The 14,463-nt window shown below is 42.8% G+C and carries 11 protein-coding genes; 5 read left to right on the plus strand and 6 right to left on the minus strand.

The genetic code is table 11. The annotated features are described in order from the left end of the window. Positions 1-41: 41 nt before the first annotated feature. On the minus strand, positions 42-2,552 hold the full coding sequence (locus tag OCU56_RS07285) for an MMPL family transporter (RefSeq protein ID WP_261872572.1): 2,511 nt from the start codon (positions 2,550-2,552) through the stop codon (positions 42-44). Positions 2,553-2,666: 114 nt separating this feature from the next. On the opposite strand from OCU56_RS07285, the gene OCU56_RS07290 reads away from it, so the two are divergent. The 5 genes from OCU56_RS07290 (at position 2,667) to cpdB (ending at position 10,043) form a co-directional block, all read left to right on the plus strand. Continuing rightward, on the plus strand, positions 2,667-3,455 hold the full coding sequence (locus OCU56_RS07290) for a lipase family protein (RefSeq protein ID WP_261872573.1): 789 nt from the start codon (positions 2,667-2,669) through the stop codon (positions 3,453-3,455). Between the two features lie 408 nt (positions 3,456-3,863). Then, positions 3,864-5,081 (plus strand): serine/threonine transporter SstT, encoded by a 1,218-nt coding sequence (gene sstT / locus OCU56_RS07295; RefSeq protein WP_261872574.1) that lies wholly within the window; start codon positions 3,864-3,866, stop codon positions 5,079-5,081. A 257-nt stretch (positions 5,082-5,338) separates the two neighbouring features. Further along, positions 5,339-6,727 carry a peptide MFS transporter gene (locus tag OCU56_RS07300; protein WP_261872575.1) on the plus strand — a complete coding sequence of 463 codons (1,389 nt, stop codon included), beginning with the start codon at positions 5,339-5,341 and terminating at the stop codon, positions 6,725-6,727. A gap of 331 nt (positions 6,728-7,058) precedes the next feature. After that, the gene (locus OCU56_RS07305; RefSeq protein WP_261872576.1) at positions 7,059-7,949 is read left to right on the plus strand and encodes a 1-aminocyclopropane-1-carboxylate deaminase/D-cysteine desulfhydrase; all 891 of its coding nucleotides are present in this window, start codon (positions 7,059-7,061) and stop codon (positions 7,947-7,949) included. A gap of 132 nt (positions 7,950-8,081) precedes the next feature. Further along, positions 8,082-10,043 (plus strand): 2',3'-cyclic-nucleotide 2'-phosphodiesterase, encoded by a 1,962-nt coding sequence (gene cpdB, locus OCU56_RS07310; RefSeq protein WP_261872577.1) that lies wholly within the window; start codon positions 8,082-8,084, stop codon positions 10,041-10,043. Positions 10,044-10,190: 147 nt separating this feature from the next. Here the strand turns inward: cpdB and OCU56_RS07315 are convergent, their stop codons facing one another. From OCU56_RS07315 to OCU56_RS07335, 5 genes are read right to left on the minus strand one after another with little or no spacing between them, the layout of a single operon-like run. Next, positions 10,191-11,144 (minus strand): nickel/cobalt transporter, encoded by a 954-nt coding sequence (locus OCU56_RS07315; RefSeq protein WP_261872578.1) that lies wholly within the window; start codon positions 11,142-11,144, stop codon positions 10,191-10,193. A 5-nt stretch (positions 11,145-11,149) separates the two neighbouring features. Continuing rightward, entirely contained in the window at positions 11,150-11,803 is a 654-nt protein-coding gene (locus OCU56_RS07320) for a DUF1007 family protein (RefSeq protein ID WP_261872579.1), read from the minus strand. Positions 11,804-11,813: 10 nt separating this feature from the next. Beyond that, positions 11,814-12,689 (minus strand): metal ABC transporter solute-binding protein, Zn/Mn family, encoded by an 876-nt coding sequence (locus OCU56_RS07325; RefSeq protein WP_261872580.1) that lies wholly within the window; start codon positions 12,687-12,689, stop codon positions 11,814-11,816. Positions 12,690-12,718: 29 nt separating this feature from the next. After that, positions 12,719-13,561 (minus strand): metal ABC transporter permease, encoded by an 843-nt coding sequence (locus OCU56_RS07330; protein ID WP_261872581.1) that lies wholly within the window; start codon positions 13,559-13,561, stop codon positions 12,719-12,721. Between the two features lie 4 nt (positions 13,562-13,565). Next, on the minus strand, positions 13,566-14,249 hold the full coding sequence (locus tag OCU56_RS07335; RefSeq protein WP_261872582.1) for a metal ABC transporter ATP-binding protein: 684 nt from the start codon (positions 14,247-14,249) through the stop codon (positions 13,566-13,568). Between the last annotated feature and the right edge of the window lie 214 nt (positions 14,250-14,463).

Below are 14,463 nucleotides of genomic sequence, written 5' to 3' on the forward strand. Positions count from 1 at the left end.
TGATAACACGGCCTTATTGCTATCTGGGGTTTACCTTACTACTAAAGTTCGAACTCTCTATTGGGTTCAAAGCGATGTAAAAACGCGGGTAAAATCAGCAAGCTGAAACATAAAATAGCGCTTAACGCTATGGTCAACAAAAAGCCAATGGAGTGCATTCCTTGATGATCGGCCAACATTAATGAGCCAAACGTGGCTATGGTGGTTAAGCAACTGATCAACGTGGCTTTAGGTGTAGATGAAGAGAAAAAGCGTGTAATGGTTTGTTCACGACGAAAACGCTTCACAATATGAATGCCGTTATCTACTCCTAAACCAAAGATCAAAGGTATCACAATAATATTGGCCATATTCAGTGACTGACCAAACCAATGGGCAATAGCTAACGTGGTGGTAGTAGTAAGAATTAACGGAATAAATATAAACAAGATATCCAGCTTATATCGGACACTGAACAACAAAATAGCGGTGATGCCAATAATAGAAATCACGATTGCCGTATAAAACGCCTTAATGATGATCTGCCCCACTTGCTGTTCCGCTACGGCTCGGCCTGTTGCCAATGGTGCTATGTGTTGCACCGCATCAATAAACGCACTCACCTGACTCACATCACGCATATCACCGGACGGCGTAATTGATAACAGCCATTGACCTTGCTCACTTATGTATTTTTGACGAATTTGTGTCGGTAGCATGTCCACACTTGGCTCTGACACTGTAGTTTGGGAGGACAACTGCTGTAATGATGCTGCCTCAGCAAGTAAGTGTTGCTTTATCGCCCCTTCTGATATGGCCGTTTGCGGTGCGCCCGAGACCATCAATAAAGATTTATATTTGGCAAAAAATGCCACCCAGCTCATTCGCTCTTTTGCTTGAGAGTGAACCTTCATGCTGTCATTCAATTGTGCAACACGCTGTGAATAGGACACAGGTAAAAAAGAGTTCGCACTTAATGTAGACGCTACTTCTGGCTGTTGATTAAGCTGTTCTTCCCACTGTAATGCTTGCTCTCTATCTTTGGCCACCGCTAACAGTTGATAACTTGAGCCCAACTTATTGTCTTGCAACCACTGCAGTGTCTCAACGGATTCTGAATTTTTGTTCTTCAATACCAATGTAGAGAAATCAAACTGAAATTGCTGGGCACCGTAACCTGTGATCACCGCACCAAGTAGAGTCAGCGCAATAATTTTCTTGTGATGATGAATAATCATCTCACTTAGTTTTAAAGCCAATTTTGAACGCTTGGCATTGCTACGCTTAACTTTAGGGTAACCGAAGAATTGGAAAAATAGTGGGATCACTAAAAAGGTCGCCAATAAACCAAGGATCATTCCAGCGGCTGAAATAATTCCCAGCTCCCCCAGTCCATTATACGCCGTAGGGTAAAAACTTAAAAAACCAACCGCGGAAGACAAGGCGCACAAACCTAAAGGCGAAATACTGTGTTGCACAGAAAAGCTCAAACTGTCGTTATTATCGTGACCTTTTAAGCGCTGATCATAAATGTGCAAACTCAAATGCACCGCAAAATCGACCCCTAGCCCGATAAAAATCACCATAAAGACGATGGATATGGTATTAAAGGCTCCCACAAGTAATAACCCTGCGGCAAAGGTCCACACTAAACCAACCAGCACGGCAAGGTAACTTGCCGCTATGATCCTCAAAGAGCGTATTCCTATGGCTAATATTAAGATCAAACTGACTAACGACACCGTACCCGCTAAGGTAACGCTGTCATTAGCATCTTGAATTTCATCAAAATCTAAAGCGGTTTGTCCCGTCACACGAACCATAACATCCGCAGGCATACCCACACTGGAAATCACTTCACGAACGGCATTCATTATAGCTTTGTTGGGTTCTGCTTCAGAAAAGTCAGGCACCGCATGTAAGCTGATCACATAACCATTAGGCACGGAAGCCTCGTCCATTAGTATCCCCTGCCAATGGACATTATTATCATTTGCGGCCTGCGCTATGGGGGTCAGTAACGTATTCACATCCTGGGCTGAAAGATCCTCTGACGACAGTTTTTTATCTAGGGCCCCCAAGTAGCCATGCAGATCATGATTACGACTCAAGGTCATCATTTGTGGAAGGAGTAACGTCACCTTATGATCTAAGGCATCAAAGTCTTGTTGATTAAGAAAGCCTAACCCATATTGTTCAAACCAAGGCAATGTTGAGGGTGCAAACACTTCTTGAAAGATTTTCTGCTTTTTAAAGGCTTGTGCTAATTTTGCCGTGGCTTTTTTTGCTTGTGCTCCATCATTTGATGAAACCGCAATCACCACGTTACCCCTATCAGGAAATACCGATTCAACTGCATCTAAATTGTCACGCCATGACCCTTTTTGCTCAACCAAATCGTTCAGATCCGCATTCATTGAAAAATGCGTGACTCCATAATACCCAGCGACCAAAGTGACACTGAGTACCAGTAGCATAAGTGATTTGGGAAAACGGATAATAGTGTCAGTAAAACGTTGCACAATAAGTGTCTCTGAATAAGGGTTTTCTAAAGTAGGCAAATTATCGAACATGGCGCTGTTATAAGCAATGAATACACGCTTTAAAAGCGCATTGTTGTTTCACTCGGTCATAATTTCGTCATTTTTCCCCGCCACAATAACCTTTTGCTTACAGACCATAGCGCATTGAAAAGATTAAAACGTTATCAGTATGAACGCTATGCGGTATTGTGCCGACTCGCCTATCCGCGCATTTTTAAACAAACCGCCTTTGGCTTTGATGCCAACGGGCAACGCATTATCCGCAACGCTCAAGGAAAGGTGATGATTCGTATCCTGTGGAGCAAATCACGCCAAGAAGTGGTCATAGTGCTCAAAGGTTCACACAGTATAAAAGATTGGCTCATCAACTTATTGTGCTGGCAACGAAGTGCAACTCTCTTTGGCTTAGATTACTCAATTCATGCAGGCTTCCACTACCTTTTGCGCCAAGAAAGCCCGCCTTCACACAAACTTGATACCCTTGGACTGAGCGTTTTCGAACGTGTCTTGCATATCGTCACACCGCTACTTAATAACGGTATGCGTCTGGTCATCACAGGGCACTCATCTGGCGGGGCTTTAGGGTGCATTATTGGCGACCATATTGAAAGGCGTCACCCTAAGGCCATTAAACGAATAGTGACATTTGGCCAACCTGCTGTTGGGGGATGGACCTTTAAACAGCGTTACACTCTGCCCCACAAAACCTACCGAGTGTGTTGTGACCTCGATGTGGTGACCTTTATGCCACCACTGCCACTCTTGTATTGGCATGTGGGTAAAATATTGTGGTTATATAATGGCCGAATTTATGAAAACACCCCAACGTTTATTCGTTTAGGGCGCTCGTTTATCAGTTGGCTAATTCGACCATTCTCATATCATTTAATGAGTAAATACATTCGCAATAAAGATTTCTTTGATGATCATTAGCCTACTGCGCCGACAAATAGTGACAGTGTCACCAAGCATAATCACTCTATTCCGCCATTCACTCACAAAAGTGGGTCATAAAAGCGAATACTCATGCCAATGTTGTTATTTAACAAAACTGACTCAGAGCAAAACATAACGAATATTTTCCATTTTTACGGCACATGTTACGATATTTGTTACAAATAAATCTAACATGTCAATGTTTGCGATATTGTGCTCTAAAAATTAAGCATTTTGTGCGATGATCCTCTAGACAATTACATTTATCCTCTTATGCTATTAGACGTTGATTCATATTATAACAATACACAATAGTTCAGCAGATAATCATCGCGTTTAAGCCAACGCCCAATATTTAAAACACAATTAGGGAGAGGCTTTTTCTCCCAAATATATGGATATATTATGCAAAACACATTCATCGCCCGCTTGGCCAAGGGAAACCTGGTCATGCAAATCTTAATCGGTATCGTTGCCGGTGCCATCCTTGCGGTTGCCTCTCCTTCTACTGCTACAAGTGTCGGCCTATTAGGTAGCCTTTTTGTTGGCGCTCTTAAGGCTGTTGCACCCATTTTGGTCTTTATTTTGGTGGCCGCTTCCATTGCAAACCAAAAGAAAAACAAACATAGCTACATGCGTCCGATCGTCATCTTATATTTAATTGGTACCTTTTTAGCCGCGATCACAGCCGTATTACTTAGTTTTGCTTTCCCTACAACACTGACGTTAGTAGACAGTGCAACGGGCGCAACCCCCCCACAAGGTATTGCCGAAGTACTGCATACATTACTATTTAAAATTGTTGATAACCCAGTACATGCACTCATGAATGCGAACTATATTGGTATTCTTGCTTGGGGTATTGGTCTGGGTCTTGCGTTGCACCATGCCTCTGATACAACAAAAGCGGTATTTGAAGATCTAAGCCAAGGGGTCTCACAAATTGTTCGCTTTATTATTCGTCTTGCTCCATTTGGTATTTTCGGTCTAGTAGCAGCGACGTTTGCTACCACAGGCTTTAGTGCCCTACTTGGTTACGCAAACCTGCTTTTCGTTCTATTAAGCTCAATGGCGGTGATCGCTCTAGTCGTCAACCCTATTATTGTTTGGGTTAAAACAAAGCAAAATCCATACCCATTGGTTCTACAATGTTTACGTGAAAGTGGTGTTACAGCCTTCTTCACCCGTTCAAGTGCCGCTAACATTCCAGTAAACATGGCATTATGTGAAAAACTTAAACTGGACGAAGACACATACTCTGTATCGATTCCTTTAGGTGCAACTATTAACATGGGTGGCGCGGCAATTACCATCACTGTGTTAACACTTGCAGCTGTACATACACTAGGGATTCAAGTGGATTTCCTATCTGCTGTACTCCTGAGTTTAATTGCTGCCATCTCGGCATGTGGTGCTTCTGGTGTAGCCGGTGGCTCTCTACTACTTATCCCACTGGCTTGTAGCTTATTTGGTATTCCAAACGAAGTGGCTATGCAAGTGGTTGGTGTTGGCTTTATTATTGGTGTTCTACAAGATTCTGCAGAAACTGCCCTTAACAGTTCAACTGACGTAGTATTTACCGCAGCCGTTTGTCGCTCAGAACAAGCTAAAGCTGAGCAATAATTCCTTAGCTGAACCCCTCATTGTATTAGATAAAACCTCAAGCCTTGCTTGAGGTTTTTTTATTGCAATAGCCAATAATGAAAACTGAGCACCCAACCAATTCCAGCTTAATGAAAAGTCCTTCTTTTATTCTACGAATACAATCACTTACATTCCAACAATGTGCATATCGGCTATTTTTTGACAGTTGTTACCTATAATGGCGTACGGTATACCTATTTCTGTTCATATTAAAATTATTATAGACAGACACATTTATGACTACTAAAAACACCCTCTTAGGCCACCCTCGTGGTCTTTTTCTTTTATTCAGCACAGAATTATGGGAACGTTTCTCATACTACGCAATGCGCGCCATTCTTGTTTTATACCTCACTGATACCACAATAAATGGCGGATTAGGTTGGAGCACTAAAGACGCTCTGGATCTGTATGGCATTTATACTGGATTGGTCTACATCACCCCGCTGATTGGGGGGTTCATTGCCGATAACTATTTAGGTCAACGCAAATCAGTACTAATTGGTGGTGTACTGATGGCTCTCGGGCAATTTTCCCTTGCCTTACCAATGGGTACATTCGGCCTTGATGGACAAACCTCATTTTATCTAGGCTTAACCTTACTGATCATTGGTAACGGTTTATTTAAGCCAAACATTTCCACTATGGTTGGTGACCTTTATGCAGAAGGGGATCATCGTCGTGATGGTGCATTCACAATTTTCTATATGGGAATTAACCTCGGTGCACTACTTGCGGGTATCATTGCTGGTAGTGCCGCTAACGCTTATGGTTGGAATACCGGATTTCTTGTGGCCGGCATTGGCATGATGTTCAGTGTGATGTTGCAATTAACGCTTAGCCACTCTTGGTTAGGCGATATCGGTGTTGTCCCCGCAGCTAAAAAAGCCAATGCTAGCAACTTACACAAAAAAGCACCTCTCACTAAGCAAGAAGTGGACCGATTAAAGGTCATCTTGGTATTAGGCTTGTTTGTCATCGTATTTTGGGCAGGCTTTGAACAAGCGGGTGGTCTAATGAATATCTACACCCAACAATATACCGATCGTCTGATCGGCACCTTTGAAGTACCTGCTGCGTGGTTCCAATCCTTAAACCCACTATTTATTATGCTACTGGCCCCACTATTGGCCGCTGTGTGGGTAAAAATGGGTAAAAAAGAACCCACTTCGCCGGTTAAATTTGCCTTTGCTTTGTTCTTTTTAGCGGTGGGCTTTGTGTTCATGGTCGGTGCTGCGCTACAACAAGGTGGCGATATCGGCGTAAAAACCTCTATGGGTTGGCTAATTGGCGCTTATTTCTTCCATACTCTTGGTGAGCTATGCATTTCACCTATCGGTTTATCTATGGTAACAAAACTTGCCCCACTTCGTTTAGCATCACTACTCATGGGCGCATGGTTTGGTTTTAATGCCATTGCCAACTATGTCGCGGGCCTGATTGGTTCACATGTCGGTGACTTTGGCGCAGTGGCTATCTTTGGTGGTATTGCTATTGCTGCTGTCATTTGCGGTATTGTGTTGCTCTTTATGTCCAATACGTTAGTACGCTGGATGCATGGCGCTGAAAGTACATCAAACCGAGCTGCCGATCCTGTTGCAAGTACGCAACAAGCTAGCGCTTAATCAGCGTGATCATTAGGGGTCACTACTGTGACCCTTTTATCACTTTACTCATCAATGCCGCTTCCCCTCTCCATAAGCATCACCTTTTTGCGGTCACTCATTTGTTTTGCCAACCCCTTTAATTCATCTCCATTTCAATGTGCAAACACACAATTACTGCATAAATTTTTCTTTTTATTTACATGTACGCACTATTAGCCGATTTTCATGCCATTCACTTATAAGCAGTTATTTTGTTGTGAGATATTCGTCTTGGTTAAACTGGAAAATAGCACTAACATAGCGCACCTTGTTGATTTGACTGACCCTGTCAGGAAGTTTTAATACAATTATGAAACTGGATTCTAGCCCGATCACCCAACACACCTTTGGTGAACACACTTTTTATCTAAAGCGTGACGATCAGTTACATCAACATTTTTCTGGCAATAAAGCTCGCAAATTTATGAGTTTATTGCACAACGAATACCCCAGTATCAATACCTTAATTGGTTATGGCTCTGTGCAAGCAAACTCGTTATATTCACTGGCAGCACTGTGCAAAATCAAGAAATGGTCATTAGAATTTTATGTTCAGCGTATTCCTCAGTGGCTAAAAGAGAACCCTAGAGGCAATTATCGCGGTGCGTTAGAAATGGGTGCCAAGATCATTGAAGTAGACAGTGACGTACACCCAGAGCAATATATACAACAAATCAGACAACCGGATAGCCATTGCTTAGTGATCCCTGAAGGGGGTCGCTGTGAAATGGCCGAACAAGGCATTGCTGGCTTAGCCAGTGAAATCGTCAACTGGGCCAGTTTTCGTTCCCATCAACAATTAGCCATTGCGCTACCTTCAGGTACAGGTACAACCTCCTACTATTTGCAAAAGCACCTACAACAGCATGACATTCAAGTATTAACTTGCCCTTGTGTTGGCGGGTCACAATACCTACACAAACAGTGGCAAGAACTGGGTGGTGTGGCGCAACCTAGCGTCCTTCCTTGCGATTATAAGCACCATTTTGGGCACTTATATCATAACGAGTTTCTACTGTGGCAAAAACTGCACAAAAACACCAATGTCGAGTTCGATCTTTTGTATGACCCTTATATGTGGCACGCATTATTACCTTGGATGGAACAACATCAAGACACCAGCGTTTTATACATTCATCAAGGTGGATTGCTAGGTAACGAAACCATGTTGCCTCGATATCAACGTAAGTTTGAGCGATAACCTGCAACACCTCATGTGAGATACGTCGCATATTGACAACAATATAGTGACAGTTGCATACACAAATACCCCACATCTTTCTCAATTTGTTACATTTGCCCTGTTTATTACTCTTACTGCGTGGAGCGTACAGTGGCAACATCAATCAAACCCATTTCATTGGCCATTTTAGGGGGCATGTTGGTTATGGCAGGCCCTGCTATGGCCAGCACCATCCAACTTCGCATTATTGAGACGGCTGATATTCATACCAATTTAATGGATTATGACTATTACAAAGATGCCCCGTCGAAAAAAATAGGGTTAACCCGTACCGCAACCTTAGTAAAACAAGCTCGCGCTGAGGTGCATAACAGTGTGTTAGTGGACAATGGTGACTTGATTCAAGGTAGTCCTATGGGGGATTACATGGCATCTAAAGGCATCAAAATGGGGGAAGTGCACCCCGCTTACAAAGCGATGAACCTATTAGATTATGATGTGGCTAACATAGGTAATCACGAGTTCAACTACGGCCTTGAATTCCTCTTTGATAGCATCAAAGGTGCCACTTTCCCCTACATTAGTGCCAACGTGTTTGATAAGAAAACCGGCCAACCACTGTTTAAACCCTACCTAATCAAAGCGCATACTTTTACCGATACCAATGGTCAAGCACATAAGATCAATGTGGGTTACATTGGTTTTGTACCGCCACAAATCATGGTATGGGATAAGAAGAATCTGGAAGGGCGTGTAACTGCCGCAGACATTAAAGCCACGGCCGAACAACTAGTGCCACAAATGAAAAGTGAAGGGGCTGATATTATTGTGGCCATTCCACACTCCGGCATTTCCTCTGATCCATACAAACTTGGCGCGGAAAACTCCACCTATTATCTTACGCAGGTAGACGGCATTGATGCCATCGCCTTTGGTCACTCGCACGCTGTATTCCCTGGTAAAGGCTTTGATAACATTCAAGGTATTGATAACGATAAAGGCACCATTAATGGTGTTACCGCTGTCATGCCGGGACGCTGGGGAAGCCACGTGGGTATCATGGATTTGACCTTACAACAAACACAAGGCAAATGGGTGGTAAGTGAAGGCCAATCTGAAGCACGCCCTATTTATAACAACGCAAACAAGACCGCTATTGTACAAGCTGACGCGGCTATGGTGGCCTCTCTGGCAGAGGATCACAAGGCTACACGTGAGTTTGTGAATCAACCCATTGGCAAAGCCAATGACGTCATGTACAGCTTCTTAGCTCTGGTTCAAGATGATCCTACCGTGCAAATTGTCAACTTGGCTCAAAAAGACTATGTGGAACGCTTTATTCAAGGAGACCCCAACTTAGATGGCATTCCTGTACTGTCGGCCGCGGCCCCTTTTAAAGCCGGTGGTCGTAAAAACGATCCGACCAACTATACCGAAGTAGAATCAGGACAGCTGACCTTTCGCAATGCTGCAGACCTGTATTTATACCCAAATACCTTAGTCGCACTCAAAGTGACCGGCCATGAAGTTAAAGAGTGGCTAGAGTGCAGTGCTGGGCAATTTAATCAAATAGATGTTAATAGTACTCAGCCACAAGGATTGATCGATTGGGACAACTTTAGAACCTATAACTTTGATGTCATCGACGGTGTTGACTACCAAATTGATGTCACTCAACCTGCCAAATATGACGCCCGCTGTCAGGTAATCAACCCACAATCACAGCGAATTATTGGCCTCTCCTACCAAGGTAAAGCTATCCATATGAAGCAAGAATTCATCATTGCTACCAATAACTACCGAGCCTACAGTAACGCCTTCCCTGGCACTGGCCCAGAGTTTATTGCTTTTGATGCGCCTGATGAAAACCGCACCATTCTAGCGAGCTATATTTCGCAAGTGAGCAAAGAAAAAGGCCAAGTAACCCCAAGCGCTGATAACAACTGGCGCTTTGCACCTATCTCTTCCACCACCAAACTCGATATACGCTTTGAAACGTCACCTAGTGACAAAGCGGCGCAGTTTATTAAAGATAAAGGCCAATACCCAATGAAACAGGTCGGCAAAGACGACAGTGGTTTTGCGCTATATCAGATAGACTTGAGTCAATAGCATAATAGGCCGCACTTAGTTAGTGCGGCCTTATTTAATAGAAACATGGCCTGAAGAAATATGGCCACCCATTGTAAAAGGTAAGATGGTAGTAGCAACAAAATACAGCAAGTGGTCAATGTTACCCTGCCAAAACACACTTAAGGTTTAAGAAAAAATCGGTGACATGCCATAACTTGGGATGACAATAAGCAATACGCCTAGAGTAATCAAGAACAGCCCTGCCAGACATTTCATCAATGTAGGCAATACTATAGTGATTCCGGAGCGTGTTGACTTGACGTAGTATTGAATAAATTTTCGTCCCGTCACCGTCAAAAACGCAATGGTCGAGGTTGTTATTGCTGTACCTATCGCCATTAAAAATGCACCAATGACCCCAAGCCAATATAAGTGAGTCAGATTAGCAAAAAACAGCACCAAGATCGCCCCTGAGCAAGGTCTTAATCCTATACTAAGAATAATCATCAAATACTCTCTTGGCTTAGAAAGCGTGTTTAACTCAGACGCATTTGCCGAATGTTTGTGCCCGCACCCACAGTTGTCACCATGTTGATGGTGATGAGTCTTACTCGAAGTATACAGATGCTTTATTGCACTATAGATAAGTTGCAAACCGAGTAAAGCCACTAATACGCCGCTATAGGTGGCAAACTCTGAGACGGTGGTATTGAGCTTACGCATGGTTTGATGAAACACAAACACAAAAGTACTGACCAACGCCACGGCCACTAAAGCTTGCACTACCGCCGAACACATAGTGATAAAAATACCGGATTTAAGCCGTGTTTCATTGGTTGCTAAATAGGTGCTGACCACAACTTTACCGTGACCGGGACCCAGTGAATGCAAAATACCATATAAAAAACACACCGCTAAGATAACAAGGTGGGCACTATTATCGCCACTATAGAATTGCTCGGTAAGATAGTCTAATGACTCTTTTTGCCAATGAATACTGGTTAGCAAAATCACAGGCCACAAAAACCATAATGCCACAACAACAAGTAACAGTACGACAGCAATAATAAGCATGGGTTTAGACATGCTGACTTTAGAAGGTTGTGGCGCCTCAAGAGGCACTATTTTATTGATCTTCATTTTGGTCACTTTTCATTTAGGCAACTAAAGTTCAAAGTTTGAGTAAACACTTTACCTAATTGAGTATCAGGAGTTGCATCAACAGGAATCGACATCGCTTTGTTCACTTGCGCAGCGCTTGGGTGTGGCTCTACTAAAGAATGGGAACAGTAAGGCTTGAGCGCACTGGAAAATTGAATCTCATCGGCTGAATGCCAAGACATATCCACATAATAAGAAGGATCGAATATACGTAACACCAACTTTTCACCATGAAATGAATACGGCTTATCTAACAGAAGCGTAAAACTTAAAATAGCCTTGCCCTTTACTGTTTTTAATTTCGCATCCGTAACATCTTGATATGTAAATGACTGACTGCCCTTATCTAAATAAGTGAAGTCATGTGAAGGTCGCATATTATCAATAACAGAGCCTGCAATGTCTTGTAAGGTTTTTTGTTGATGCTGAGGAGACATGTCCTCACCATCAAACAAATACGCCGTCGTCATCCTATCAAACGTCCATTCCATTTTAAAACCATCAATGGTTGTGCTATTGCCAAGTATTTTCGTCTTAGTGTCTATCCAAGAATGAGGATGAGCCATTACTGACTGGCAAAAAAACAGCAGCAACAGGCTAAGCAATGTTGCGCGAAATGTGGGTTTGATAGAATGCATTACAGGCCGCCTACTTCATACTATTGGCAATAACAGTCACGTTGTGTTTAAAGGCTTTGGCATAAGTATTTGCTTCGCTATTTAAAGACAGCGCTTCCGGATAGAGTTCCCCGCCCTCTTTTGCGCCACTTGCTGCCGCCACTTGCTTCACTAAACGAGGATCCGCTTGATCTTCCATAAAGTAAACGTTAACTCCTTCCGTTTTGATCTGATTGATAAGCTCAGCAATATGTTGAGCACTGGCTTCAGATTCGGTGGAGTAACCTTGTGGTGCTAAAAAATCCACATTGTATTGTGCGCCAAAGTAACCAAACGCATCATGGCTGGTCAGTACTTTACGTTTTTCTCTTGGAATGGCTTTAAACGTTGCCACTGCCCAGTCATTAAGTTCAGACAATTGTTTGATGTATTGCTCGCCGTGCTGCTTAAAGTAAGCCGCATCTTCTGGATCGGCTTTAATCAAAGCATTCATTACGTTAGTTGCATACGTTACGCCATTAGCCATGCTGTTCCATGCGTGAGGGTCGATAATTTTCTCGCCATCATCAATCATGCTACGTGTTTGAATACCGTTAGAAGCCGTGACGACTTCATGTTTATAACCGGATGCTTTGACTAAACGGTCCATCCAACCTTCTAGGCCCAACCCACTAACAAAAACAACATCTGCTTTATTTAAAGTGACACTATCTTGTGGCGCAGGAGAAAATGAGTGTGGATCGCTACCAGCACCAATTAACGTAGTCACAGCAACATGCTCACCACCCACCTGCTGCACGATATCACCCAACACAGAAAAGCTCGCAACGGCATTGACTGTTCCGGCCATAGCCGCACTGCTTGTTGCAAGTGCCAAAGTTACGCCTGCAAGTTTTAATAATTTCATAAAGTGTTCCTAGTAAGTAATAACGCCATTTACTGTCGTAACATTCCCTTTTTGCTGCCACAGAAAATAGACAAGATAAAAATAAACATCGCCACCAAAATAATGGCCGGTCCCGCAGGAATAGATTGATACCACGACCAGCTCAAACCAAATATTGAGCTGATCATGCCAAATGCAATGGCTATCATCAGCATTTTGGGTAATCGGTCTGTCCAGCACCTGGCTGAAATGGCAGGTAACATCATCAAACCCACCGACATCAAAGTACCTAACACCTGAAAGCCCGCAATGAGATTGAGTACCACTAACCCCATAAACAAGGCGTGTATAAAAATAGAGTAACGACTTGAGTAAATAGAGAAAAAGCTAGAGTTAAAAGACTCATAGACAATAGCTCTATAGCAAATGGCTAAAATTAATAGCGTGATACTCACTACCACGCCAATAAATACCAAAGCACCATTGTCCACCGCCAGTAGTGAACCAAACAATAGATGCAACAGGTCAATACTGTTTTTACGATAGGAGACTAAAATCACCCCTAGTGCTAAGGAGCCAAGATAGAGCCCTGCAAAGGTTGAATCTTCGCTTAACTTGGTACGTTTGCTGATCCAACTGGACGTCAACGCCACAAATAGCCCTGCAAAAAAACCACCTACTCCCATATAAAACAGTGACATACCAGCAAAAAGGTAGCCAATCGCCACGCCAGGTAATACAGCGTGAGAAAGAGCGTCTCCAACTAAACTCATGCGACGTAATAACAAAAATATACCCAACGGAGGTAAGCTAAATGAGAGTACTACACAAGCAATCAGTGAGCGTCGCATAAAACCAAACTGACAAAATGCATCGAAAATATGTATAGACATAGTGTTAGTGTGATACCTGATTTAAATTGTTATTTTGCTCAAACACCGCCTGTCCATTATTCAAGCGTATAATGTGCGTAAAATAGTTTTCGACCATTGATATATCATGCAATACCGCAACAATGGTTTTTCCCTTGCGATGTAAGTCAATGATAAGCTTTAAAATAAGCATTTGAGTATCTTCATCAATACCGGCAAAAGGCTCATCCATCAGCATGACGGGAGCATCTTGCACCAATAAGCGCGCAAATAGCATGCGCTGAAATTGACCACCAGATAAGCGGTTGATACTGGTTTTTTTAAGGTCGGTAATCTCAACTTGTTGCAATGCCCAATCCACTCGTTGGATATCTTTTTTCGACAAGCGACCAAACAGGCTTTTTCGCGGCCAGCAGCCCATAGAAACCACTTCAAATACATTGATAGGAAAGTCCTGATCAATATTCGACTTTTGAGGCAACCATGCGATGTCTTTTTTTGCAACATGTGTCAGGCTCGTTGTGCCTGATATAGCAGGAATTAACCCACATAACGTGTTAAGTAGCGTTGATTTACCCACCCCATTCGGCCCTACAATTGCAGACAAAGAACCGAGCTTTATCTGACCTGATATGGGATGGCAAACCGCTTTATTCTGATAGCCAATAACTAATTCTGTAATATTAATCATGCTAAGGAGATGGCCCATTTAATCGCCGACCATAAAACGCAAAGCCCAACCGTGCTCACTAGCACTCGACTCAGCGAAGACATAACCAGCAAATAACGTTCGTCATTGGTGTTTTCAGTTGATTTGACATTCATTAAATGTGACACACTGCAAATATTCAGGTCAGACGTTATAACATAGCATTGCTGTTTTTAATATTATCCATGCAATAGCACTAAAAATCAGCATCAAA

This window comes from Vibrio rarus, assembly GCF_024347075.1.
GTDB lineage: Bacteria > Pseudomonadota > Gammaproteobacteria > Enterobacterales > Vibrionaceae > Vibrio > Vibrio rarus.